Annotated in this window: 25 protein-coding genes and 1 riboswitch; of the genes, 24 read left to right on the top strand and 1 reads right to left on the bottom strand. The window is 36.4% G+C overall.

Features of this window, described 5'->3' with window-relative positions; translation table 11 throughout:
- Positions 1-214 precede the first annotated feature (214 nt).
- From H7K77_RS11255 to H7K77_RS11190, 14 genes are all read left to right on the top strand, one after another.
- Entirely contained in the window at positions 215-727 is a 513-nt protein-coding gene (locus H7K77_RS11255) for a GNAT family N-acetyltransferase (RefSeq protein ID WP_186577941.1), read from the top strand.
- Positions 728-1,307: 580 nt separating this feature from the next.
- Complete coding sequence (locus H7K77_RS11250) at positions 1,308-3,230, top strand: beta-glucoside-specific PTS transporter subunit IIABC (protein ID WP_186578009.1); 1,923 nt, start codon at positions 1,308-1,310, stop codon at positions 3,228-3,230.
- Between the two features lie 99 nt (positions 3,231-3,329).
- Positions 3,330-4,775, top strand: coding sequence for a 6-phospho-beta-glucosidase (locus H7K77_RS11245; RefSeq protein WP_186577940.1), 1,446 nt, complete (start codon positions 3,330-3,332; stop codon positions 4,773-4,775).
- 311 nt (positions 4,776-5,086) lie between these two features.
- The gene (licT, locus tag H7K77_RS11240) at positions 5,087-5,944 is read left to right on the top strand and encodes a BglG family transcription antiterminator LicT (protein WP_186577939.1); all 858 of its coding nucleotides are present in this window, start codon (positions 5,087-5,089) and stop codon (positions 5,942-5,944) included.
- A 171-nt stretch (positions 5,945-6,115) separates the two neighbouring features.
- Positions 6,116-7,963 (top strand): beta-glucoside-specific PTS transporter subunit IIABC, encoded by a 1,848-nt coding sequence (locus tag H7K77_RS11235; protein ID WP_186577938.1) that lies wholly within the window; start codon positions 6,116-6,118, stop codon positions 7,961-7,963.
- Between the two features lie 284 nt (positions 7,964-8,247).
- Positions 8,248-9,687: a glycoside hydrolase family 1 protein gene (locus tag H7K77_RS11230; protein ID WP_186577937.1), complete on the top strand. Its 1,440-nt coding sequence runs from the start codon at positions 8,248-8,250 to the stop codon at positions 9,685-9,687.
- A gap of 368 nt (positions 9,688-10,055) precedes the next feature.
- Positions 10,056-11,336 carry a hypothetical protein gene (locus tag H7K77_RS11225; RefSeq protein ID WP_186577936.1) on the top strand — a complete coding sequence of 427 codons (1,281 nt, stop codon included), beginning with the start codon at positions 10,056-10,058 and terminating at the stop codon, positions 11,334-11,336.
- 784 nt (positions 11,337-12,120) lie between these two features.
- Complete coding sequence (locus tag H7K77_RS11220; RefSeq protein ID WP_186577935.1) at positions 12,121-12,423, top strand: metal-sensing transcriptional repressor; 303 nt, start codon at positions 12,121-12,123, stop codon at positions 12,421-12,423.
- Between the two features lie 12 nt (positions 12,424-12,435).
- Complete coding sequence (locus tag H7K77_RS11215; protein WP_186577934.1) at positions 12,436-14,820, top strand: heavy metal translocating P-type ATPase; 2,385 nt, start codon at positions 12,436-12,438, stop codon at positions 14,818-14,820.
- Positions 14,821-14,855: 35 nt separating this feature from the next.
- Positions 14,856-15,062 carry a copper chaperone CopZ gene (copZ, locus tag H7K77_RS11210; RefSeq protein ID WP_186577933.1) on the top strand — a complete coding sequence of 69 codons (207 nt, stop codon included), beginning with the start codon at positions 14,856-14,858 and terminating at the stop codon, positions 15,060-15,062.
- 406 nt (positions 15,063-15,468) lie between these two features.
- Entirely contained in the window at positions 15,469-15,648 is a 180-nt protein-coding gene (locus H7K77_RS11205) for a hypothetical protein (RefSeq protein WP_186577932.1), read from the top strand.
- A 398-nt stretch (positions 15,649-16,046) separates the two neighbouring features.
- On the top strand, positions 16,047-16,487 hold the full coding sequence (locus H7K77_RS11200) for a hypothetical protein (RefSeq protein ID WP_186577931.1): 441 nt from the start codon (positions 16,047-16,049) through the stop codon (positions 16,485-16,487).
- 114 nt (positions 16,488-16,601) lie between these two features.
- Complete coding sequence (locus H7K77_RS11195; protein WP_186577930.1) at positions 16,602-16,808, top strand: hypothetical protein; 207 nt, start codon at positions 16,602-16,604, stop codon at positions 16,806-16,808.
- Between the two features lie 108 nt (positions 16,809-16,916).
- Positions 16,917-17,573: an HAD family hydrolase gene (locus tag H7K77_RS11190; protein ID WP_186578008.1), complete on the top strand. Its 657-nt coding sequence runs from the start codon at positions 16,917-16,919 to the stop codon at positions 17,571-17,573.
- A gap of 284 nt (positions 17,574-17,857) precedes the next feature.
- On the opposite strand, the gene H7K77_RS21045 is transcribed toward H7K77_RS11190, so the two are convergent.
- The gene (locus tag H7K77_RS21045) at positions 17,858-18,130 is read right to left on the bottom strand and encodes a hypothetical protein (protein ID WP_222599335.1); all 273 of its coding nucleotides are present in this window, start codon (positions 18,128-18,130) and stop codon (positions 17,858-17,860) included.
- Positions 18,131-18,525: 395 nt separating this feature from the next.
- Between H7K77_RS21045 and H7K77_RS11180 the strand changes: the two genes are divergently transcribed.
- From H7K77_RS11180 to solA, 10 genes are all read left to right on the top strand, one after another.
- Entirely contained in the window at positions 18,526-19,815 is a 1,290-nt protein-coding gene (locus tag H7K77_RS11180; protein ID WP_186577929.1) for a mechanosensitive ion channel family protein, read from the top strand.
- 40 nt (positions 19,816-19,855) lie between these two features.
- The gene (locus tag H7K77_RS21305) at positions 19,856-20,212 is read left to right on the top strand and encodes an SEC-C metal-binding domain-containing protein (RefSeq protein ID WP_235988914.1); all 357 of its coding nucleotides are present in this window, start codon (positions 19,856-19,858) and stop codon (positions 20,210-20,212) included.
- 363 nt (positions 20,213-20,575) lie between these two features.
- Positions 20,576-21,115, top strand: a complete 540-nt coding sequence (locus H7K77_RS11165; protein ID WP_186577928.1) for a tubby C-terminal domain-like protein — start codon at positions 20,576-20,578, stop codon at positions 21,113-21,115.
- 116 nt (positions 21,116-21,231) lie between these two features.
- The gene (locus tag H7K77_RS11160) at positions 21,232-21,474 is read left to right on the top strand and encodes a hypothetical protein (RefSeq protein ID WP_186577927.1); all 243 of its coding nucleotides are present in this window, start codon (positions 21,232-21,234) and stop codon (positions 21,472-21,474) included.
- A gap of 69 nt (positions 21,475-21,543) precedes the next feature.
- Positions 21,544-21,741 carry a hypothetical protein gene (locus tag H7K77_RS11155; protein ID WP_186577926.1) on the top strand — a complete coding sequence of 66 codons (198 nt, stop codon included), beginning with the start codon at positions 21,544-21,546 and terminating at the stop codon, positions 21,739-21,741.
- Positions 21,742-21,930: 189 nt separating this feature from the next.
- Positions 21,931-22,356, top strand: a complete 426-nt coding sequence (locus tag H7K77_RS11150) for a hypothetical protein (RefSeq protein WP_186577925.1) — start codon at positions 21,931-21,933, stop codon at positions 22,354-22,356.
- A complete protein-coding gene (locus H7K77_RS11145) occupies positions 22,353-22,499 on the top strand; it encodes a hypothetical protein (protein WP_186577924.1) in 147 nt (48 codons plus the stop codon). Before H7K77_RS11150 ends, H7K77_RS11145 begins: the two co-directional genes overlap by 4 nt.
- A 196-nt stretch (positions 22,500-22,695) precedes the next feature.
- Positions 22,696-23,091 carry a hypothetical protein gene (locus H7K77_RS11140; protein ID WP_186577923.1) on the top strand — a complete coding sequence of 132 codons (396 nt, stop codon included), beginning with the start codon at positions 22,696-22,698 and terminating at the stop codon, positions 23,089-23,091.
- Between the two features lie 204 nt (positions 23,092-23,295).
- Positions 23,296-23,403, top strand: coding sequence for a YjcZ family sporulation protein (locus tag H7K77_RS11135; RefSeq protein WP_186577922.1), 108 nt, complete (start codon positions 23,296-23,298; stop codon positions 23,401-23,403).
- 286 nt (positions 23,404-23,689) lie between these two features.
- Positions 23,690-24,823: an N-methyl-L-tryptophan oxidase gene (gene solA / locus H7K77_RS11130; protein WP_186577921.1), complete on the top strand. Its 1,134-nt coding sequence runs from the start codon at positions 23,690-23,692 to the stop codon at positions 24,821-24,823.
- A 94-nt stretch (positions 24,824-24,917) separates the two neighbouring features.
- Positions 24,918-25,020, top strand: a riboswitch (SAM riboswitch).
- Positions 25,021-25,093: the final 73 nt, after the last annotated feature.

The raw sequence follows: 25,093 nt of genomic DNA, 5'->3' as shown, positions 1-25,093 counted from the left end.
CTTTTACTCGGTGACCTGTTTTAAACTATTAAATAAGTCTATTGAATTTTATTATTGTTTCTAACTGATTAACTACCAACTTATCGAATGATTCCATATTAATAATTTCGTTTTATTTACAATACTAATCTGAACTATAATAAATATTAAGAAAGAACGGGAGGGGTTTACAATAGGGATTCATTTCAATGAGAATCGTGTAGTAAAAGAAAGTATGGAACAAAAATTTGATCGAGCTACAACAGATAGACTACTGCTTAGAAGACCAAGACAAGAAGACGCCCCTAGTGTTTTTCAGATAGAGAGTGACCCAAGAACCAACCAATTCAGGCCAGCAGGACCAATGAAAAACATTGGAGAGGCAACAGAAAACATAAATGCTTGGCAAGCAGAATGGGATACTTATGGATTTAGTTATTGGATCGTTACTTTACCAAACAATCCCACTGTAATAGGGATTGGTGGTATTAGATGTATTCGCTGGAAAGAGAGATATATTTTAAACCTATATTATAGATTTTCACCAACAGTATGGGGAAATGAATACGCTTCAGAACTGGCAAAATTCGCCGTAGATCTCGGTAGTAACCATTTATCAAACTTTCCTATTGTAGCAAGGATCCGTTCTAGTAATGTCCCATCTCTTAAAGTTGTTGAAAAGAGTGGTCTGAAACGACGACATGATTTAGATACTTCTGAGCATCTAGTGTATGCGTTAGGTTGGTAGATTAAGTGAAAGATACATAAATGGTGAAATTTTGTACTTAAACTATATTTAACTGTAGAGCTATTGTTCTTTACAAAAAGGCGAATACACACTGCTTAAATTCTATTTTTGGAGGCAGACGGTGAAAAATAATATAGTATTCTTAATTAGCGGTTTAACCTTTTGCGTACTATTTATAGTACAACTTGTCATTATGTTTAAGACTGATCGTTTTGATCTCCTTGCTTATACAGTGTTATTTAGTGCAGTTCTCGGTTTTTTCAATGTGACTATAAGGTTCATCATTCAAAAAAGAAAAAATCCTGATAAGTAGAAGAGTAATCTTCAATTAGGGTGGTACCGCATAAACTTTAAGTAAGTGGAATTTTAATAACAAGAGGAAATAAAAAAGATTTTAAAAAGTACTTGTAAACGTTTTATTTGCATGCTATACTCTGGTTAAATTAATAAAACATTTAGGAATGTTACCAATTACGGGCATAACCTGAATGGATAGACGCACACTATGTGTGATTTCTATCCATTCAGGTTTTTTTATTTCCTAAATACAAAATTCATAAACAGAAAGAAGGCATACATGATGAAATACGAGCAGCTAGCCAAAGACATTATTAAAAATGTCGGTGGAAAAGAAAACATTAACAGTGTTGTGCATTGTATTACCCGCTTACGTTTTAAGTTGAAGGATGAAAGCAAGGCGCAAACAGAAGTTTTGAAAAACATGGATGGCGTAGTGACAGTTATGAAAAGTGGTGGCCAGTACCAAGTAGTTATTGGAAACCATGTGTCAGATGTATATAAAGCAGTATTAGCTGAAGGCGGATTAGAAACAGCATCAACAGAAGATGATGGTGGAGAAAAAACAGGACTATTTAATCGTTTTATTGATATGATTTCAGGTATCTTCACCCCGATTCTTGGTGTATTAGCAGCTTCCGGTATGATTAAAGGTTTCAATGCATTGTTTGTAGCATTTGGTTGGCTTGATGATAAAGGTGGAACGTACCAAATCTTAAATGCAATCGGTGATGGACTATTTTACTTCTTACCAATTCTGTTAGGCTATACCGCAATGAAGAAGTTCGGAGGAACCCCATTCCTCGGTATGGTTATCGCAATGGCCTTGGTTTACCCAGCGCTTGAAGGTATTCCAAAAGCAGCAGATCCTTTATACACATTGTTCTCTGGAACGATGATTGAGTCACCAGTTTATATTGAGTTCTTTGGTATTCCAGTTATTTTAATGACCTATTCCATGTCGGTTATTCCGATCATTGTATCTGCATTTTTCGCAGCTAAATTAGAAAAATTCTTTACAAAGGTTATTCCATCAGTAGTTAGAATGTTCTTAGTTCCAATGTTTACGCTACTGATTATCATTCCGTTAACATTTATTATTATCGGACCGATCGCAACTTGGGCGAGTCAGTTACTAGGTACAGCAACTGTAGGGGTTTATGATTTAAGTCCTGTTATTGCTGGAGCATTTCTTGGTGGTTTATGGTTGCTATTTGTTATGTTTGGGCTTCACTGGGGCCTTGTTCCAATCGCGATGAACAACTTTGCAAATCCAGGTTATGACCCGATTTTAGCACTAATCTTTGCACACTCGTTTGCTTTAGCAGGTGCAATTCTAGCAGTTTGGATTAAGTCTAATAATCAAAAAACAAAAACACTTAGTGCACCAGCCTTTATTTCTTCCATTTTTGGTGTGACGGAACCAGGTATGTATGGGATCGCTTTACCACTTAAGAAGCCGTTTATTTTCACCATCATTTCATCGGCAATTGGTGGGGCAATGCTAGGATTATTTGGTACAACTGGTTATGTTATGGGTGGACTTGGTGTATTCCAACTTCCAAGCTTCATTCCAAAAGGCGGTTTAGATATGTCCGTGTACGGTGCTATTATTGCAGCAGCGGTTGCTATGGTATTAGCTTTCGTACTAACTTACTTCTTCGGTGGAATTAATAAAAATGAGGGTTCGAAAACTACTGAACCAGCAGTTGAACCGCAAAAGTCAGGAGCTGTTGAAGTAAAAACAGAAGAAATTTTATCTCCACTTACAGGGACAGTAAAAGAATTAACAGACATTAAGGATGAAACATTTGCATCAGGTATGTTAGGAAAAGGTGTTGCAATTGAACCAACAGAAGGTAAGGTCATTGCCCCTGCATCAGGTACGGTATCAGCGTTATTCCCTACAAAGCATGCAATTGGTATTACAACGGACTACGGTGCAGAACTATTGATTCACGTTGGGATGGATACGGTAAATTTAGAAGGTAAATACTTTACAGCCCACGTTGCACAAGGTGACCGTATAGATGTTGGCCAAATACTTCTAGAGTTTGATGCAGATAAAATTAAAGAAGCAGGATATATTTTATCAACGCCAGTTATCGTAACAAACCATGATAGCTATGGCTCCTTACTAACTACAGAAGCAAAAGAAGTAAAAGTAAACGACCTGTTAATCACACTAGATAACGAGAAAAAATAGTACAAAATAAGCAAATATCTACAGAAAGGAAAGCGAGTGTTAACGCCTTTCCTTTCTGTTTCCTATTTAAAAAATTACTTTTGTATAGAGGATGATTTTATGTCAAACAACAAAACAACCTTTCCGCACAATTTTCTCTGGGGTGGTGCCATTGCAGCTAACCAAGTTGAAGGTGCCTATCTAGAGGATGGCAAAGGTTTAACAACTGTCGACCTATTACCAACTGGCAAAGAGCGATTTGATATTATGCTTGGGAATATTGATACGTTTAAACCAAAAGAGGGTGTCTACTATCCTTCGCATCAGGCGATTGATTTTTATCATCATTATAAAGAGGATATTGCTTTATTTGCAGAAATGGGCTTTAAGAGCTTTCGGCTATCGATTGCATGGTCAAGAATATTCCCTACAGGGGAAGAGGAAACACCCAATGAAGCCGGATTACAGTTTTATGATGATGTATTTGATGAGCTATTAAAATACAATATTGAGCCAGTCGTGACCACTTGTCACTTTGACGTACCTGTCCATTTAGTAGAGAAATATGGCAGTTGGAAAAATAGAAAAATGATCGAGTTTTATGAAAAATATACACGAACTATTTTTGAGCGTTATAAAAATAAAGTGAAATATTGGATGACATTTAATGAGATTAATATGTTGTTACATCTTCCATTCATTGGAGCAGGAATCGTTTTCCATGAAGGGGAAGACAAAAAACAAGTCCTTTATCAAGCAGCACACCACCAATTAGTTGGAAGTGCATTAGCGGTTAAAGCCTGTCATGAAATTATCCCAAATGCTCAAATTGGTTGTATGTTGGCAGCAGGTATGACGTATCCGTACTCTTGTAATCCAGAAGACGTGTGGGCAGGGATGGATAAAGATAGAGAATCCTTTTTCTTCATTGATGTACAGTCCAGAGGAGAATATCCGGGATATGCGAAAAGATTTTTCGAAGACCACAACCTAGATATAAAAATGGAACCTGGTGATGAACAAATTCTAAAGGACAATACCGTTGATTATATAGGGTTTAGCTATTATGCAAGTCGATGCACAAGTACAGATCCGGAAGTGTTACAAAATCAGACAGATGGAAATGTATTTGCTTCTGTTAGTAACCCTTACTTAAAAGCATCGGAATGGGGCTGGACAATTGATCCAAAAGGTCTCCGAATTACTGCAAACCAACTACATGATCGTTATCAAAAGCCGTTATTTATTGTAGAAAATGGTTTAGGTGCTATTGATGTGGTCGAAGAAGATGGTTCCATAAACGATGATTACAGAATTGACTACTTAGAGCAACACTTCATAGAGATGGCAGAGGCAATCAGAGACGGTGTAGATATTATCGGTTATACAAGCTGGGGACCAATCGATATCGTTAGTGCTAGTACTGGTGAGATGAAAAAGCGTTATGGTTATATTTATGTAGACCGTGATAATGAAGGAAACGGAACACTTAACAGAACGAGAAAGAAGAGTTTTGATTGGTACAAACAAGTAATTCAAACGAATGGTGTCAGTATTTTAAAATAAGTAACTATGAGAAAGTCCTCCATTTTAAAATGGAGGCTTTTTTGCATGGTTGGAAATGGCTTGAATCATTGACAATCCTTTTGTACAATGGTATAAAAGAATTAAATATACGTAACCGTTTACAATAGAGATGGATTGTTACTGTTCGGCAGGCAAAACCTGAATTTGTAAAAGAATATTGATTTTCGATATTCTTTCTACTTATTTGGGTTTTTTTATTTTAGTTAAACGAATACTATAAAGTATAGCGTGAAATCGGAGAATACCGCGTCTTTTCGATAAGAATAAATTTTAAAACAAGGGCTGATTAGATGGAGATCAAAAAGGTATTTAATAATAATGTAGTGTTAACCGAAAATGACCAACAGCAAGAAATGGTCGTCATGGGGAAAGGGTTAGCCTTTCAAAAGAAGGTAGGACAGCCAGTTGATATCGAAAAAATTGAGAAAAAATTCGTGTTAGAGGACCAAGGGTTATCCGACAAATTAGCCGATTTACTCGTAGATACGCCAGAGGAGTACTTAGAGCTTTCTTACCGCATTTTGGATTATGCAAAGTCCCAGTTATCCTATAAACTCGATGATTATCTTTACGTAGCTTTAACTGATCACCTTCATTTTGCAGTTAGTAGACAAAAAGAGGGGATTGAGCTTAAAAATCCACTCGTTTGGGAAATTAGAAAATATTATAAAGAAGAATTTCAAGTTGCATTAAAAGCATTAGATATTATAGAGGAAGAAACAGGGGTAAGATTCCCTGAAGATGAAGCAGGACTAATCTCCCTTCACCTGATCAACAGTCAGTTGAATGGGGAAAATATGGATGCAGCCATTCAAGTAACCAAAATGGTTAATAATATTTTAAATATCGTCAAATATCACTTCGATATGAAGCTTGATGAAAGTTCCATTAATTATGATCGATTTCTAACTCACCTCCGCTTCTTTGCTATGCGATTCGTACGTAAAGAAAAGGAACAGGGGAGTCAGACAGATGAATTCTTGTTTGAGCAGGTGAAAAAGAAATATGAACAAGCGTACTTATGTAGCGAGAAAATTGCAAAGTATGTGGCAAAGACGTATGATTGGGAAATTTCTAATGATGAAAAAATATATTTAACCTTACATATTCACCGTGTCGCAAACCGTCAATCATGGAATAATAACTAAAATCATAGGGTGACTGCTTCGAAACTAGATTGGCTTTTCAGTATAAGTAATTGGAAAAAAAGGGTGAGACCTTTTTCATTACTTTGAACAAAGTCAGTTTAGTTTTCTTTTTTAAATGACAAATAACAGAGACGCATCTAGAATAGAAACTGACAAGAAGGAGGAGCGACTATGGACCATGCACAGTTGGCCGAGGATATTGTAAAGCTTGTTGGTGGCGAGGATAATATTATTTCATTAGGCCACTGTACAACTCGCTTGAGATTTAAACTGAAAAATAGGGAGCTAGTGAATGACCTATCCATTAGTAAACGACCAGGTGTTATAAAAGTAATGAATATTGCAGGACAATTCCAAATTGTAGTTGGAACAGAAGTAAATGATACATATCGTGAAATAATGAAACAGACAAGCTTAGAAGGAATGGCAGAAAAGCAAAGTCGTGCTGAAAAAGGCTCACTATTTGATCAAGTAATTGATATCATATCAGGTATTTTCACACCGTTACTCGGGACGTTGGCCGGTGCAGGGATTTTAAAAGGACTGTTAATTGTCGCCGTATCACTAGGAATGCTAACAGAGGTAGATGGTACCTATATCATTTTGCATGCAGCTGCGGATAGTCTTTTTTACTTTTTACCTATTCACCTTGCATTAACAGCTGCGAAAAAATTTGGTGGTGATCCGCATGTTGCCATTGTTATTGCAGGTGCACTATTTTATCCAGATCTTCTTAATGCGTATAATCAGGAAATAGCTCTCACATTCTTTGGTATTCCTGTTGTGTTAATAAAATATGCGACTTCGGTAATTCCGATTATACTAGCGATTTATGTGACATCTAAGCTCGAACGCCTGCTGCAAAACGTTTATCCAAACACGATAAAGAAATTTTTCACACCATTAACCTTAATTGCCGTTATGGTACCTTTGACTTTGTTAATATTTGGTCCAATTGGCAACATAGTTAGTGAATGGCTAGCCATTGGTTATTCGTTTGTTTATGACAGTAGCGCATTAGTTGCGGGGGCACTGCTAGGATCTACTTGGCAAATTTTAGTTATCTTCGGATTACACTGGGGTCTTGTCCCGATAGCGTTGAATAATCTAAGTCAATTTGGTCAGGATACCTTTACGGCTATGATTACACCAGCTATTTTTGGCCAAGCTGGTGCTGCATTAGGGGTTTGGCTTAAATCTAAATCAGGAAAAGTAAAGGCTATTGCAGCACCAGCAACGATCGCGGGCTTATTTGGTGTAACGGAACCAGCAATCTATGGAATTACATTGCCTTTTAAGAGACCTTTTAGCATAGGTTGTGTTGCTGGAGCCATTGGTGGTGCCATTGTAGGTGTTTCGGGTGCAGGATCTAAATCGGTAGGTTTACCAGGTATAACAACCTTACCTATTTTCTTTGGGGAAGGATTTGTAATGTTTTTATTTGGGATTTTTCTTGCCTTTTTAGTAGCGGTGATCGGTACTTATTTGTTTGGTTTAAAAGAAGAAATGGAAGACAAGGTTCCAGAAAACGATAATGGTTTCAAAATGGAGAATAATAAACTGGATGACTTGATTGTACATAGTCCGCTAACAGGACCAGTAATAAGCTTAGAGGATGTAAATGATGATGTGTTTTCCTCGGAGGCGATTGGACCAGGTGTTGCGATAGTTCCTATAAATGGGGAATTCCATGCACCCTTTACAGGCGAAGTTACATCTGTATTCCCAAGTAATCATGGAGTTGGTCTTACTTCAGATGCAGGTATTAAAGTCCTAATCCATATTGGTATCGATACTGTCCAATTAGACGGTAAGTTTTTTAATATGAAGGTAAAATACGGAGATAAAATAGAGCAAGGACAATTGCTTGGGACATTTGATATGGAGGGTATCACGAACGAAGGCTTGGATATCACCTCTCCAGTTGTCATTACAAACTCTCATCAATACTTGGATGTCTTAAGTGCAGATGTGGAAAATACTACGGTTGGTGAGCGTTTATTGACAGTGATAAAGTGAGTAGGAATCGTTTGTTTAAGATTAACAACATGTAATACATAAACCTTTACATTCCAAGGATGAAAATGATATATTTATTAGGTAAACGAATATAACTTATGGATTGTTACTGATAAGCAGGCAAAACCTAAGTTGCTTTAGAAATGGGAGGAAGTCCTTCTGTTTTTCTTAAGCAATTTAGGTTTTTTTATTGCAAAAAGTATTTGCTTTTATTAGTAATAAGCGAGTAAGTTCTTTAAAACAAGAGAAGATAATGGAAGATAAATTATTATTTGAGGTGATGAATGATGACAGTGAAATTTCCAGAAGGATTCCTATGGGGTGGCGCTACTGCTGCTAACCAATTAGAAGGTGCTTATCAAGAGGGAGGAAAAGGGCTTAATCTAGCCGATGTACTACCTGGAGGAAAAGAAAATAGATTGAAGCTTTTATCGTCTACAGGATTTGATTTTGAAATTGATAAATCAAAATACACGTATCCTAACCACGAGGGTATCGATTTCTATCACCGTTATAAGGAAGATATTGCTCTATTTGCAGAAATGGGCTTCAAAACGTTTCGTTTGAGTATTGCTTGGTCACGTATTTTTCCAAATGGAGATGAATTAGAGCCTAACGAAGAAGGTCTAGCATTTTATGATCGCGTGTTTGATGAACTAGCTAAATATAACATCGAGCCATTAGTAACAATAGCCCACTACGAGACACCTCTACATCTTATTAAAGAATATGGCGGATGGAGAAATCGTAAATTGGTTGAATTCTTTGAGCGTTATGTAACCGTACTTTTCAATCGCTACAAGGACAAAGTGAAATATTGGTTAACCTTTAACGAAATCAACGGCGCTACACATATGCCGTTATTAGGCCTTGGTTTTTCACCTGAAAGTGAAGAAACGCGTCTTCAAGACAGCTTCCAGGGACTTCATCACCAATTCGTAGCAAGTGCCAAAGCGGTTCAACTAGGTCATGAAATTATTCCTGGTTCCCAAATTGGCTGTATGCTGATCTATGCACCAGTTTATTCTTTTGATAGTAACCCTGAAAATGTAATGTATGCACAGCAAGAGGCACGTATTTTCAATAACTTCTGTGGAGACGTACAAGTTCGTGGTGAATATCCAAGCTTTATTGACCGCTATTTTAGAGAGAACGATGTCAACATCAAAATGGAAGATGGGGACCTTGCATTAATTAAAGAAGGTACGGTTGATTTCATTTCATTCAGTTACTATATGTCTCGTACCGATAAGAAAAATAAAACACCTGAAGAGATTGGTCAAGGTAATTTAATTGGTGGTGTGAAGAATCCATTCTTAAAAGCTAGTGATTGGGGATGGGAAATTGACCCAATTGGCCTGCGCATTGCCTTAAATGAATTATATGATCGTTATCAAGTGCCGTTGTTTGTAGTGGAAAACGGATTAGGTGCTTATGATAAGGTAGAGGAAGATGGAAGCATTAACGACGATTATCGTATTGACTTTCTTAGAGAGCACATTAAAGCAATGGGCGAAGCGGTTGACGATGGCGTGGAATTAATGGGTTATACTTCATGGGGATGTATTGACTTAGTAAGTGCCTCTTCAGGTGAAATGTCTAAGCGTTACGGCTTTATCTATGTTGATAAGCTAGATGATGGCAGTGGTTCATTTGAACGTAGTAGAAAGAAATCATTCTACTGGTATAAAAACGTAATTGCAACAAATGGTGAGGAACTTTAATACTTAATATTTGATTATCTAAGAGAGAATAGATTTCTATTCTCTTTTTCTTTTGGAAGCTTTGAGAAATAAATTTTTAAAAAAAATTATTGTTTCATTATACTGGGGGAATATTAAAAGATGACCGTTTAGATTCCCAAAGCGGACGTCTTTTAATATTCCCATCTCTTAATTTAAAGCAATTATCTTATAATTACCAAATAAGTGTGTACTTAAAGTGTAGTAAGAAAAGTTGAGTTGTAATAATCACCAAAACTCTAACACCACTATGTTGTTGAGTTGATAAATAAGAACACAAAAGAACATGAATAAAACTGGTAACTTTTTAGAATAATATAAGAGACTTCAAGCCGAAAGAGTGGATAATTTTGCCGCATCAAAAGTTTCAGTCAGCTAACCTAAAACCTCGCTATGCCAAAGGGGCACTATCTACGTTTGGAGCAAATTCTATTTACCCTCGGACGCCGTGGGGAGCTGCATGGTGGTCTCTTACTTTCCCTGGTTTTGGTCACATATACATAGGGAGATATCTACCTGGTTTTATTCTGATTATCTGGGAGCTTGTGGTAAACACCCAGGCAAATCTAAACATGGGGATAGCCTTATCTATGCTTGGAAGGTTCGAGGAGGCAAAAGCTGTCATAAACGAGGAATGGGTACTACTTTATATGGGAGCGTATATATTTAGTATCTGGGACAGTTATCGCTCTTCTGTTGAGATAAGTAAAAGTCACTTACTCTCCGAAGTGGAAGACGCACCAGTTGGCCCTTCGGTTGTTAGTGCTTTTGATATAGTTATTCTTTCTAAGAATAAACCATGGTTAGCTGCAGTTTGGTCAATTTTATCACCTGGATTAGGGCAATTATATAGTGGTCATACAATTGCAGGAACGGTTATTTTGTCATGGTGGATATTTGTTACCTATAAAGCTAACTTCATTGGTGCCTGGTTTTATTCGTTCATAGGAGATTTTAGCAGTGCAGCTTCAATGGTTAATTGGCAGTGGTTCCTCTTCTTGCCTTCTATGTACGCCTTTGCCATCTATCAAGCCTATGTAGCAGTAAATGAAAATAATGTATTATATGATATTGAGCAAACACGTTACCTTAGAGTGAGGGATGAAAACTTGGCACAACAAAAACAAAAATCGCTAGAAGACGATACACTTCAAATTATTGCTACGTTTGAACATTCGCCCTTTGTGGAGATGGCTATCCATGATATAGAGACAATAGGAGTACCTCCGAAGAATATTGTGGCATTGCCCTTAGAAAACCTTGAATCCGAAACATTTATAATTGACTCTTTACATCGAATTGATGGCAGGAGTATTCTGGACGGAGCGATGGTGAGCGGTACCATTTTTATGGTTTTAGGGACGATATATGGATTTGTATTGTACTGGGGTCCAGTTATCTGGGGATTAATTGGCTTAGTAGGCGGGTTTTTGTTGGGATTACTAATTGAATTAGCTTTTCATAAAAATAAAATAAAGTTATTTGCGAATCGTAAACCTGAAGTTTTCATGCAGATAACATGTAATACCTCTATGGAGGAGCATCTAATTAAAGTCCTTAAAGCAAGGAAGGCTAGTGGCTACCTTGTTATGCCTCAGCGAATAATACCTGACAATTCTCCCTCATCTTAAACCTTTTAGAAGTAAGAGAGTGGGAGAGTGAAAGGAAAAGTGAAAGCGTCAGTGTCTCATTAAGATCAAATGAAGAAGGGAATCAATAAGGTGGGTTGACAGCCAAATGGAAGGACAATGTCCTTATGGTTGTCGGCCCACCTTTAATTCGGAATCATTTTGAAAAAGCTAAATGATGTACTGTTTTTTCTCTTCCATTTTATTTATTTTTCTTCCTTTATTATTTTCCATTTCCATCATCTTCACAACAAATCTAGGGGCCGTTACTATTTTGTCAGGGATTTCTGTTCCAAACCTTGCTTATGGTCCTCTTAAAAAGCCACGTCCGTGACATCACTTCAGTTTGTTAGATCATTTTATCTGATAACAAGTCCAATTCTTGTTCAAGTAAGGTGTCTTCCTAATGATAAAAAAAGATTAGAATATACCTTGTTGGGGTATAGTTAAAATAGAAAAATAACAAGAAAATATAGAAGGACTGAATAGGGGATACCGTTACTTTTGAAGGAACAAAGAGTACTTCAGGTAATGAAATGCACCTATGGTTAGCGTGAAACTGGGTTCTAACACCTATACCTGGTTTTATTGTTGGAAAACTAACTAGTACCTTCTACTCTAGTATAGGATTTGAGAAAGTGGTGAACTTTTAAGAGTAAGAATTTAGAGGATATAGGATTCGGTTTTTAAAACATCGGATTATTTTATGAAATGAAATACTTTTTCAATTGACATAAATACCGTGTGGGGGTATAGTATAAGTATAAAAGATAAGGAAGTGATTTATTTGGATAATTTCTTGCATGATCACCCAAGTAAACCTAGAACACAAGATGAAAAGCAAAAAGTTATTAACCGTTTAAAACGTATTGAAGGGCAAGTTCGTGGGATACAGAAAATGGTGGAAGAAGACCGGTATTGTGTTGATATTTTAGTGCAAATTAGCGCCATACAATCCGCGATAAAAAATGTCGGTTTCTCTGTCACAGAACGACACCTCAACCATTGTGTAAGTGATGCAATCAAGCAAGGTGATGGCAAAGCTACTATTGATGAGTTAATGACTGTTCTGAAGCAGTTTTCCAAGTAAGGAGGAACTATTATGGGAGAAAAAAATCACGCAACACTTGGTATAACAGGAATGACCTGTGCGGCCTGTTCCACCCGTGTTGAAAAGGTATTAAATAAAATGGATGGAGTCGAAGCTCAAGTCAATCTAACGACTGAAAAGGCAACCGTAGACTACGATTCAGATAAGACCTCCATTGAGGATATTACAAAGAAAATAGAAAATGTAGGCTACGGGGTTTTGATGGAGAAAACGGAATTAGATGTTTTTGGAATGACGTGTGCTGCTTGCTCAACCCGAATTGAAAAAGTATTGAATAAGCAAGCAGGAGTTAAAAAAGCATCGGTAAACTTAACAACAGAATCCGCATCAATAGAATATAATCCTGGACTGGTGAACACTCAAGCGATCATTGAGAAAATAAAAAAGCTTGGATATGATGCCAAACCAAAAGCAGAAACAGCAGAAAAACAGACACATAAAGAAAAAGAAATCAAGAGAACGAAAACGAAACTAATTATTTCTACTGTGTTGTCTGCGCCACTGTTAGTAACGATGTTCGTTCATTTATTTAACATGCATCTGCCAGCTATATTTCTGAATCCATGGTTCCAATTTGCTTTAGCAACACCTGTTCAGTTTGTTATCGGTTGGCAATTTTATGTTGGTGCCTATAAGAACCTTCGGAATGGTGGAGCGAACATGGATGTACTTGTTGCATTAGGTACAAGTGCTGCTTATTTCTATAGTGTATACGAAGCATATAAGACCATCGGCAATCCTATCTATATGCCACATTTATACTTTGAAACAAGTGCTGTGTTAATCACGTTAATTTTATTTGGAAAGTATTTAGAGGCAAGAGCAAAAAGCCAAACAACGAATGCACTATCTTCATTACTTAATTTACAGGCGAAAGAAGCGCGCGTTATAAAAAATGGAGAAGAAGTGATGATTCCAGTTGAGGAAGTTGCTGTAGGAGACCGCTTAGTTGTAAAACCAGGGGAGAAAATACCCGTAGATGGTTATGTGGTAAAAGGCAGAACATCTGTCGATGAATCGATGATTACCGGAGAATCCATTCCAATTGAAAAAGAAGCTGAAGCCACAGTAATCGGCTCAACGATAAATAAAAATGGATCAATTGAAATGGAAGCGACAAAAGTAGGGAAAGATACTGCTCTTGCATCAATTGTAAAAATAGTAGAAGATGCCCAAGGGTCAAAAGCGCCAATCCAGCGATTAGCAGATATCATTTCTGGTTATTTCGTACCGATTGTTGTAGGGATAGCCATTCTCACATTTATCGTATGGATCGCTTTTGTAGAGCCTGGTCAAATGGAACCTGCTTTAGTGGCGGCGATTGCAGTTCTGGTTATCGCATGTCCTTGTGCATTAGGGCTCGCAACCCCAACCTCGATTATGGTCGGTACTGGAAAGGCTGCCGAGAGTGGAATCCTATTTAAAGGTGGCGAGCATCTCGAGCGTACACATGAATTAAATGCGATCGTGTTAGATAAAACGGGCACGATCACAAAAGGTAAACCCGAGGTAACAAACTTTACGGGTGATGAAGAAACATTACAGTTACTCGCTAGTGCGGAGAAAGGCTCAGAGCACCCTCTTGCAGAAGCTATTGTTGCCTATGCAACTGAAAAAAGTATTGATTTAGTGGAAGTGGACGATTTCACCGCTATACCTGGTCATGGTATCGAGGTCACTATTTCCGACCACCACATTCTTGTTGGTAACCGAAAGCTTATGGAAAATCACCAAGTCGACGTTGGTGAGGCTGAACAACAGCTGACGGACTATGAAATAGAAGGAAAAACAGCAATGTTAATTGCGGTTGATAAACAGTACCGTGGAATTGTTGCCGTTGCAGATACAATTAAAGAAACCGCACCACAAGCAATAAGAGAGTTAAAAGAACAAGGCTTAGAGGTGATCATGTTAACAGGTGATAACGAGCGAACGGCACAAGCAATTGCGAAACAGGTTGGCATCGACCAAGTAATCGCGCAAGTGTTACCTGAAGAAAAAGCAGAAAAAGTAAAAGGAATTCAGAATAAGGGTAAAAAGGTTGCCATGGTTGGAGACGGTGTAAATGATGCTCCAGCATTAGCAATTGCCGATATTGGAATTGCCATTGGTACCGGAACAGAGGTAGCAATTGAAGCTGCCGATGTAACGATTCTTGGTGGTGAACTATTGCTTATTCCGAAAGCAATAAAGATTAGCCATGCTACGATTAAAAATATTCGCCAAAATCTCTTTTGGGCTTTCGGTTACAATACAGCAGGAGTCCCAATTGCAGCAATCGGATTACTTGCGCCGTGGGTTGCTGGTGCAGCAATGGCGTTAAGTTCAGTAAGTGTTGTCTCTAACTCATTACGGTTAAAACGTGTGAAGCTATGACAAGTCCTATCCTATTTAAAGGAGGTGAAAAGGTCATGGAAAAAACGTTACATGTGCAAGGCATGACTTGCGGCCATTGCAAAATGTCGGTGGAAGGTGCACTAAAAGAATTAGATGGTGTATCTACTGCTGAAGTTAATTTAGAAGCTGGCAATGTAGCTGTTACTTTTGATGAATCTCAAGTAACAGTTGCTGCGATGAAAGAAGCTATTGAAGAGCAAGGTTATGATGTTGAAGCCTAAATTCAAGAAAAGCTGATTTTTATACTATGTACCTCAAGAACTTTTTAAAATGGCTATACTACAATGGAAAAATGAATCCTGTTTCGTACAGGGTTCATTTTTTTAGTTTTTGTAATTAGTCAATTCATTGATCTGTAATTTCACAGATTAGTTTGATTTTTAATTGGATAATTATGTTAAAATATAAGTGCGATGGAAGGAAATAGTCAAGAAATCACTTTGGTTTTTTTAGGCATAAATGTAGTAGAATGGGAACTTTTAAATAGTTTATTAAGGAATCAGTCATCATGTACAGTTTATTATTTATAATAGTTGACTCTTTGATCCTATTTCCAATTCAGGTCATTTTATAATCGGGGTACTTTAACTGAACAAAAATTATTTTCATTAAGAAGGTGATTAAACAATGAGACGGTTAATAATGAACCTATTATTTATAGCTTTAGGTGCATTGCTAATTAGCACTGTATTAGTAATAGAAATAGATGGTATTCTAGGTTGGTTCTTGACGACATTAGGTGTTTTTCTAATTGGTGTAGGTCTAACATTAAAGTATATAATTAAATTGTTTGCAAACATATTTTGATTATTGTTGACGTCCTTTTTTGAGTTTGACGTATTATTGGTGGATTTGGATAATAATAAGTTATTAGAAATGTTAATGAAAGGGCATGTGACCAAGTATCGCTAGTTCTACTTTCATTTATTTGTAAAAAGTATAGTGGGCAATTAGTCGAAAGTAACGAGGAGTCGTTACAGAATACGTTTTATTCACTTGATGAGCTACGAGAGAATATATTTACTGAACACAAACTGCTTGTTGATGATTTATTATCAACTAAACCACTACCGATTATTGGATGACAAAAGCAATAATTCACAGAATCTCTTACCTTTTTCTTTCAATTTACGAATTGACAAATGATACCTATGGTGTAAAATTACACTAAATAAAAGTGGTATATTGATAAAGGGGGAGTTAGTTTGGATTATAAACCTTATATATTTTTAATAGGCTCCTATTTATTTGCTTTTTTCTTAAATTTGATGCCTTCGATCAAGTACCCAGATTTGAATATGAATGTTTGGAATTTAGTAGTGACTCTAGTGTTTATGTTTTTACTAATCATGTACTCTAAACAAGGAAAAAAGAAATTAAAGATATTTTCGCTAGTGGGCGTTATATCAGCAGTACTTGTTTTCCTCATCACAGCTTTTGAGCAAGTGATGTTTGAACATGCCTTTTTAGATGCCATAGCTTCCTTACAATATCCTCTTTACCTTCTATTTATTACGCCATTATTCGGTGGCAATGACCTATTTGACGTAAGCTATGGGTTGTATTCCTTACTGATGTCATTATTCTATGGAATTGTTTTTGGGTTAACCCTGTATTTTAGAAGGGACGATTCAAGATCTTTTTAATCTTCTAGAACGCGAGAATAGTGACCTTACCAAAGTGTTAAGATGAAACCAGCAGTCAATTATAAGGAAAAAATAAAGTGGTACTTTAGATGTCTAGGATAGGAGGTACTGATAATGTCGATAAACAAAAATCTAGTAGGCCTTTCTATGATTATAATGCTACTAATCATAGTCGTTTCATTTTTAGTTATTTCATTCGGATATTTTAATACGAAGGAAATCAGCTTACTGACTTCCAGATGTAACGAGATTGGAGGTAAAGCTATCTTAGAAATCCACAACAATTTTACTAGTAGCTATTCCTTTGAGTGTAAAGAATAGCTTATTTCCATGGTGCTGGTCTCAACATGACGATCATGTTCATTGTGTGAACTAGGAAGTTATCTAATATAAGAAAGGCTGTGAAGTTAGTTGAATAGTTACAAAGCCGTGCTATTTGATTTAGATGATACCCTAATTAATCGTAATCAGGCAGTAGAGAACTTGTTTTTTATTATTTTGGAAAAGTGTTATAGGGATTTAAATCATGTAGCACAGCAACACATGCTGCAGAAATTCAAATTATATGATCATAGCAGCTATGGCAATGGTGATAAGGTAAAAGTGTTGGAATTATTTTTTGATGAATTTCCGCCAAATCATAGATTACCGCGCAATGACTTGCAAGATTTTTGGAATAATCATTTTCCGAAGTGTTTTTCTATAGACAAAGAGACTATACATATCGTAAACACTATCAAGTTGCACGCCAAAGTTGGAATAATAACAAACGGCTCCACTCAGAGACAAAATGCTAAAATAAAGAATACTAGTTTAAATAGTTGTTTTGATATTATTTTAATTTCAGATGAGGTTGGATTTAGTAAACCTGACAACCGCATATTTGAATTAGCATTAAATAAGCTTCATGTGCAACCTGAAGACACATTATTTGTAGGAGATGACTTAGAAAAGGATATTGCTGGTTGTCAAAATGCAAATATAAAAGGCGTTTGGTTCAATCCTGAGATGACCAAGAATGATACTGAAATAAAGCCATTTGCTGAGATCAACTCTTTGGATGGGTTATTAAGTTATTTTACATAATAAGCATAAGTTATTGTACTTCACAACATGTTGTAAGTGTAAAACACATCGAGCTCAGGATGCTAGATTTTCTGACAAAAAACTCCTATTGTAGAAGATGGTCTCGAATTAACTAAGTCTTCTACAATAGGAGAATGTTAATGTAAAGGGGGATTGTTCGACCAGAACTAGGCCGAATCAATAAGCCTATTGGTTACCCCCCTTGTTGATTGTATCTTTCTCTATATTCCATAGCTAACCTTCTAAAAGAGGGCAGCTAGCTATCTTTTAATTCGACTATATGCTTACTCTTCTGAAGGTTCCTCATCAGGGTCAGGTTCCTCAGCATCTGCACCTATATTACCTTCTTCATTTGTTTCTAATTTTTCTGAAGGTTCTTCATCAGGATCAGGTTCTTCTGCATCTGTACCTACATTACCTTCTTCATTTGTTTCTAGTTCTTCTGAAGGTTCTTCGTCAAGATCAGGTTCTTCCTCATCCGGGCCTACATTACCTTCTTCATTCATTTCTAATTCTTCTGAAGGCTCTTCATCAGGATCAGGCTCTTCCGCATCCATCCCTGCATTACCTTCTCCATTTGTTTCTAATTCTTCTGAAGGTTCCTCACTAGGATCAGGTTCTTGAGCATCATCCTCGGCACACCCTGTTAATAATAACCCCGTACTAAGAGGGATCCCTAGTAGTAGTAATTTTAACTTTGTAATATTATCTCCTCCTAATTATTTGTCTTACAATAACACTTCCACGTAAATGACACAATAAAACATATTTCGGCAAAATAGTTTTGTTTTACCGAAACACTCTATTTGTTTGATAAAAGTTATGGTGTGTAAGACTCTAATATGGTGGATCCCCAAAGTCTAATTCTAGCTATTATTGTGCTATAATTTCTGTAAAAGTATAACTTACTATCTGACCAATCGTTTCTCGTATAATAGAACGGAGGATTTACATGCGTTACATTAGTAACTGGCTAACAGGATACAATCTGTCACCTACCATAGCTGAATACTTAACGTATATTATTATGATTCTATTTATTGGAATCATCTGTATCATTGCAAATTTTATTACTAAAAAATTTGTCATGAGGATCGTTAGCCATTTCATTAAAAATAACAAGTTCCAATGGGATGATATGTTACTTGAAAGAAAAGTCTTTCATAAGATATCCCATGTTGTACCAGCTATCATTATATTTTTCTTTGCGCAGGCTTTTCCGACTTATCAATCGTTCATTGAAAAAGCGGCCATCATCTATATGATTATCACAGGGTTGACGGTGATATTTAGTTTACTAAATGCAATTAATGATATTTATCAAACCTTTGAAATCTCTAAAAGTAGACCGATTAAGGGATATCTACAAGTGGCGAACATTGTAGTAGTCATTGTAGGAGTTCTGTTAGTCATTTCAATTTTACTAGGGCAGAGTCCGTTCATTCTTCTAAGTGGGGTAGGTGCTCTTTCGGCCATTCTATTGCTTATTTTTAGAGATTCTATTTTAGGTCTGGTAGCAGGCGTTCAATTGGCAGCAAATGATATGGTGCGAGTTGGGGATTGGATTGAGATGCCTAAATACGGTGCAGATGGCGATATTATCGATATATCTCTTGTCACGGTAAAGGTTCAAAATTGGGATAAAACGATTACGATGATTCCTAGCTATGCCCTTGTTTCCGATTCTTTTATTAATTGGAGAGGGATGCAAAATGCTGGTGGGCGCCGGATTATGCGTTCTTTGTTTATCGATACAACTAGTATTTCTTTTTTAACGGAGGAAATGTTGGAAAGACTTAAAAAAATCCATTACTTATCTGATTACCTCAGTCGTACCGAAAAAGAAATTGCAGAGTACAATGCCAGAAATGATTTGGATGACAGCAGTACAGTGAATAGACGGTCCATGACGAATATTGGGGTGTTTCGGATCTATGTTCAGAATTACTTAGAGAATCACCCGCAAATTAGACAGGATATGACCTTGATGGTTAGACAGCTGGCACCAAGTGAACACGGCTTGCCATTAGAAGTATATGCCTTTACCAATGATGTAAGATGGCACGTGTATGAAACGATTCAATCAGATATCTTTGATCACCTGTTTGCGGTAGCACCAGAGTTTGGAATCCGATTATTCCAGAAACCTTCTGGACATGATCTAAAGAATATGGCAGCTCCTTCTACTAGGGAGGAGATAAAGCGTGAAGATCAGGTGACAAGAAAGGTAGATTATTCCTAATTTCAGTTTCAAAGGGAGAATAGATGTGGTTAACTATAAATTGAAAGCGCAATTGCTGGAAGTAGTAGATAATCAATTAAATGCCAATAACCCAAAGTGTACAAAGAGGACATTAAATAGACTACTGGATCTTGGCTATTCTATGGAGGACTTGAAGGTAATGATTGCTGCAGTATTAGTGGAAGAGATCCATCAAGTTGCTACCAGCGAAGAGTACTATAATGAAAAACGATACTGTAAAAAATTATCCAAACTCCCAGAGTATTACGAGAGGAAATATTTGGACTTAGAGTCGGATGAAACTGAGCAAGTCCCAGTGGTCAATGAACGGAAAATTGGCAGGAATGATCCTTGCTTTTGCGGTAGTGGCAAAAAATACAAAAAGTGCTGTGGCTAGGAAATCGGAAAGGTGTTTCCAATTTCATCTACTGTTAAATCTATCCAACAAAAGCTAAAGTTGAGGGGGACATATCCTAAATGGTTACTGCCTCACAAAGAGAATCACATATCTAAAGACCATAGCTACTCGCTGTGGTCTTTTTATTTACGTAAATCTAATGGAATTATAAAAAAATATCGCCTAAGTTCGGGACACTGAAGCACAAATTTCTAAAAAAAGGATTCGTTATCCTACGCTTCATTCAGAGTAGTATTGATAGTGAAAGATAAAGCTGCAGCTTATTAAATTATTTAATTTTGAAACCAAATAGTTGATCAAGCGTATTAACTATCAGAAGCTTTTTGAAAGGAGAGGTTAGGTATGTATTATTTTAAGTACACGCCAGGATTTCAATTTAGAGATTCAACCAAACCTATTGAACTTTATCAGGGTAGTAGGAAAATTGGAGTAATAAAAAGGATTTATAAAAACTGGTTCACAAAATTACTTGATACTTCCATTTTAAACAATTGGTTTACAGCCTATGAGATAGTTGATCATAACAACGAATTGAAGTTTAAATCGAAAGAAAGCTCCTCGTTTTTTGGTAAAAAGCAATATGATGTTATATACTTTGATGCTAATGATCAGGAACATGTTCTTGTTCTAAAAGATGTGCGTAAATTCCATTTTAGTCCAATAGTAGAATTTTATTATAAGGGTGTAATCCATACAGTTACTAGGAAAGAAAGGTTTGGTTGGACTGAATGGATTAAAGACGAGCAACTTATCGCCAAATGGAAGAGAATGAACGTAGCTCTACCTGACGAAATAGAAATTCAAGTAGTTAACGGAGATTATTTAGATGATATTTTCCTAATAGTAGGTGTTTTTCATACCTTTTTTTATGATTGGGGTTAAGTATGATAGGAAATAGAGTATTATTCAAAGCAAAAAGGTGCATTTTTATGGGACATTTCAATACACATAAGTAGAGATACATTAGGGAAACGCGATTTCTAAAAAGGAGTGTTTTTTTGAGTAAATATAAAGTTCTGAAATTACTATATGCCTTAATCCATATAATAGCCCCTATTTTTTACTTAGTTTTATCACTTATTTGGGGACATTTTTTCACTTCCAAAACTATGTGGGAGAATGTAATAGACAACCTCGGCATTTTAGCGATTTTCTATCTGGGAATAAGCTTATTATGGTTTTTTAGTATAGACTACTTGGATGGTCAGGCTGAAAAAATATCAAAAGAAATAAAAAAGTAGATATAACCATGTAAAATAATTAGGGATTAGCAGGTGAGGCCTTTATAAAAGAAAAGGGGAGAAGACTGATTGCGTGATGAAAATTCCAAATTAGAAAAGTGGAGAGAGAAATATGGAGCGATAGTTATTGCATTGACTTGTTTATGTAGTGCCATTACAAGTTGGGGAGATAATTGGATGCTTACAGTCATCTTAGTACTAGGCTTTATAGTTTGTATAACGATTGGAATTTTTGATATAAAGCGTGCTAAAGTAAAGCAAAATTAACAATAATTTTCTTGGTATAGATGCGTTTAAAATCGAGGAGGAACGTCATTTGGCGTTTCTCTTCTTTTTATAGTCAGAGAAGTATATTGGGGTTATATGTTAATATGACTGTGATGCAAAATCGAATTTAAATGAAGGACAGCTTAATGCTAGATGGAAATATGAGATGAACAATGGGTGGGGGTTAATATGAAAAAAGCTTTCTTTGTTGTCTTTTTAATTTTAGTTATATTCTTAACAAGGAGCCTGTCAGAATTACACTTTAATGAGATAAATGCTGTACCAGGTGATGTTAAGATGGTTCGTTCAAGCGATATTGGTGATTATGCAAAAGCCGTGTTATTTGAAGATGAAACGGGAGCATTTGGAGTAGCAGAAATACATAAAAAATATGGATTTTTATATAAGTTTGATGGTAGTACATCGGGGGCAATGGTAGAAGAAGGTCAACCATTTAAAGCGATTGGAATTGCCGATGATGATGACTTCTTAGTTGCGGTAAAGACTGCTGAAAATTCTAACATTGAGTATATTACACTTGGGAACCATATGGAAGGCATAAAGCTATCTAATAAATACGATTTATCGCTTAATGAATTGCCATATATAATTTGAAACAAGTAAAGGATAACTATGTCCTATTTGTAGCTGATGAATATTCAATGGATACATGGACTATTAGGGCCTTTGATACAGAAGGTGATTTAGTAGCGGATGAATTATTTGGTGGAGACCCAAGATACATTGATTGGAGTTAGATAGAATCTTATTGAATTATTGTGGTGGTACTGATGTATTGTTAAGGTGTATTAGATCAAATTGAGGTATGCTCTGACAAATTAAAAAGAATCAAGAATACCATATAAAAAGTAGAGCATTATTGAACGTTTGTAGAAAAACATTCCTGTAACTTCAATATCTATAGTACGTCTATTTTATAAGGAGGTGTTGATAGTGAGGAAATCTTTGATATTTATTCTTTGTTTAGTTCTTTTGTTTGGAGTCGGTTGTTCTAACCAAAGTGCACGAGATACCGTAAATAAAGACAAAATTAACATTAATAATGAAGCACCCGATGATGAGCTGCTTACAAAAAATCTTAAGTTAACCGTGTGGGGCCAGTTATCTTCCGGTCAAAAGGCATGGATTGATGGCACTTGGAAGGATGGGAAAGTATCTACAGTTACTTTGAGTGAAAAATGGATGAATCAGGTTGATCATGTTTTATATGAAGGGCGGGAGGTATATGAGATTGAATTTCAAACAAAAAGTCAGTCTTCTACAAATAATATGATTGTATATGCAGATATAAATACCTTTGACTATATAGGAGTCGGCCCCGTGGATTAAAGTAGATAAACTACTATGGATTTACTTTTTATTATAAGATGTAATAGATTAAGAAAAAGATCCGTCACTTAAGGAAATGGTGTATTAAGATCCACCTACTTCACATCGATAGGTGAGATTTTTTGTTTTCTAGGTCATCCGCCCTTACAAATTGGCTATAGGATCATAGGTTATTAGTGTAGCAATTTAAAAGGAGGCTAAAGAATGGGTGCAGAATTCGGTTATAACAATGGTTTTGCGTTGATCGTTGTATTGTTCATTCTTCTAATCATTGTAGGTACTTCTTATGTAGGTGGATTTGGCGCATATTAATTTAAAATAAAAAGTGAGGATATGCCAGGAGTTACTGGCATATCCTCACTTCTTTTGTTGGAAAATCAAATTTACTTATTAAGTTTCATGTTGGCTAATATCTCGACGAACAAACCTCACATGTGATAAGAGCAAGGATAAACAAGACAATCATCGAGGTAAGTCTCTGCCGCTGTCCTTTAACTACCCTCTGAAAATTATTAACATTGAATTTTTATGCAGATGAAGGTATTATTCAAGTTAATGTAAGTTTGAACGTTGGGATATGAAAGGAGAGTATATAGAGATGAACTATGAAGTTATTATTGTAGGTGCGGGATCGATGGGGATGGCCGCTGGTTACTATTTAGCGAAACAGGGGAAGCGTGTATTATTAATTGATTCTCATAATCCTCCACATGCAGAAGGTTCTCATCATGGAGAGACTAGAATTATTCGTCATGCCTATGGAGAAGGGGAAAGTTACGTAAAAATGGCTTTACGTGCACAAGAACTGTGGAACGAATTAGAAGAGCAATCAGAAGAGAAAATCTTTCTCCCGACTGGTGTTATCAACATTGGACAGCCAGACTCTACATTTATTCAAAACGTGATCAGTAGTGCAAAAAACTACTCATTAAATGTAGAGCAATTAACTGCGGACGAAATTAAAAAACGGTGGACAGGCTTTCATGTTCCTGAGGGTTATATAGGCTGTTACGAAGTAGATTCAGGTGTATTAATGAGTGAAAATTGTATTAGAGCTTTTAGAAACCAAGCGAAAGCGCATGGTGCCGTGTTAAAGGTTAATGCCCCGGTGACATCCATCACTATTTTTGAAGATAGTGTACAGGTGGACACAGCGGATGAAAGCTTCACAGCAGCGTCTTTAATTATGACGCCAGGAGCAGGAACAAGAAAGCTTCTGCCATTAGTAGATTTAGAGCTACCATTACAAGAAGAACGAAACACATTTTCCTGGTTTGAAACAGATGAAAGCCTCTATCGCTCTAGTGATTTTCCTGCCTTTTCATTTGAATTACCAACTGAAACTTATTACGGCTTTCCAAGTATTGATCAAGCTGGGGTAAAGATTGGGAGACATGATGGTGGGATTCCTAGAGATATGAAGCAACCGTTAGCTGAATTTGGAACATATGAACAAGACCAACAAGATGTCAGTAGCTATGCAGAACAGTTTATGCCAAGGCTTGGGTCACACAAAATGGGCAAAGCATGTACGTATACGATGACACCGGATGAGGATTTTATTATTGATAAGCATCCTGGTCATGATCATGTAGTAATTGCTTGTGGATTTTCTGGACATGGATTTAAATTTAGCAGTGTTATTGGAGAAATATTGAGCCAATTGGTCATAGGGAACAGGGAGTCAACGCTTGATATTCGCCCATTTTCTATGAAGCGTTTTTCTAAATGATTGATTTACTAAATTTTGTCAACTAAAAAGTTTTGATAATAGTGTTGACAATTTTATGTCGACTCGATATGATGGAAAAATAATAATTGAATATTGCTTATCAAGAGTGATCGAGGGACAAGGCCCAATGACATCCGGCAACCTTCTCTAAGAGAAAGGTGCTAAATCCTACAGAAGATATTTCTGAGAGATAAGGTTTCTATAGAATGAAGAGCCTCTTTCAAAAGAAACGGGTTCTTTTTTTGTTACAGAAATGATTGCAGCGTATGA

The organism is Aquibacillus kalidii, from assembly GCF_014280935.1.
GTDB lineage: Bacteria > Bacillota > Bacilli > Bacillales > Amphibacillaceae > Aquibacillus_D > Aquibacillus_D kalidii.
The sequence above is the reverse complement of the archived record's forward strand: the minus strand, read 5'-3'. Positions and strand labels throughout refer to the sequence as shown.

Coding starts and splice junctions, on each gene's coding strand:
- H7K77_RS11255 (WP_186577941.1), top strand. CDS start 215: ATGGAACAAAAATTTGATCGAGCTACAACAGATAGACTACTGCTTAGA.
- H7K77_RS11250 (WP_186578009.1), top strand. CDS start 1,308: ATGAAATACGAGCAGCTAGCCAAAGACATTATTAAAAATGTCGGTGGA.
- H7K77_RS11245 (WP_186577940.1), top strand. CDS start 3,330: ATGTCAAACAACAAAACAACCTTTCCGCACAATTTTCTCTGGGGTGGT.
- licT (WP_186577939.1), top strand. CDS start 5,087: ATGGAGATCAAAAAGGTATTTAATAATAATGTAGTGTTAACCGAAAAT.
- H7K77_RS11235 (WP_186577938.1), top strand. CDS start 6,116: ATGGACCATGCACAGTTGGCCGAGGATATTGTAAAGCTTGTTGGTGGC.
- H7K77_RS11230 (WP_186577937.1), top strand. CDS start 8,248: ATGATGACAGTGAAATTTCCAGAAGGATTCCTATGGGGTGGCGCTACT.
- H7K77_RS11215 (WP_186577934.1), top strand. CDS start 12,436: ATGGGAGAAAAAAATCACGCAACACTTGGTATAACAGGAATGACCTGT.
- copZ (WP_186577933.1), top strand. CDS start 14,856: ATGGAAAAAACGTTACATGTGCAAGGCATGACTTGCGGCCATTGCAAA.
- H7K77_RS11205 (WP_186577932.1), top strand. CDS start 15,469: ATGAGACGGTTAATAATGAACCTATTATTTATAGCTTTAGGTGCATTG.
- H7K77_RS11195 (WP_186577930.1), top strand. CDS start 16,602: ATGTCGATAAACAAAAATCTAGTAGGCCTTTCTATGATTATAATGCTA.
- H7K77_RS21045 (WP_222599335.1), bottom strand. CDS start 18,130: ATGGATGCGGAAGAGCCTGATCCTGATGAAGAGCCTTCAGAAGAATTA.
- H7K77_RS11180 (WP_186577929.1), top strand. CDS start 18,526: ATGCGTTACATTAGTAACTGGCTAACAGGATACAATCTGTCACCTACC.
- H7K77_RS11165 (WP_186577928.1), top strand. CDS start 20,576: ATGTATTATTTTAAGTACACGCCAGGATTTCAATTTAGAGATTCAACC.
- H7K77_RS11150 (WP_186577925.1), top strand. CDS start 21,931: ATGAAAAAAGCTTTCTTTGTTGTCTTTTTAATTTTAGTTATATTCTTA.
- H7K77_RS11135 (WP_186577922.1), top strand. CDS start 23,296: ATGGGTGCAGAATTCGGTTATAACAATGGTTTTGCGTTGATCGTTGTA.
- solA (WP_186577921.1), top strand. CDS start 23,690: ATGAACTATGAAGTTATTATTGTAGGTGCGGGATCGATGGGGATGGCC.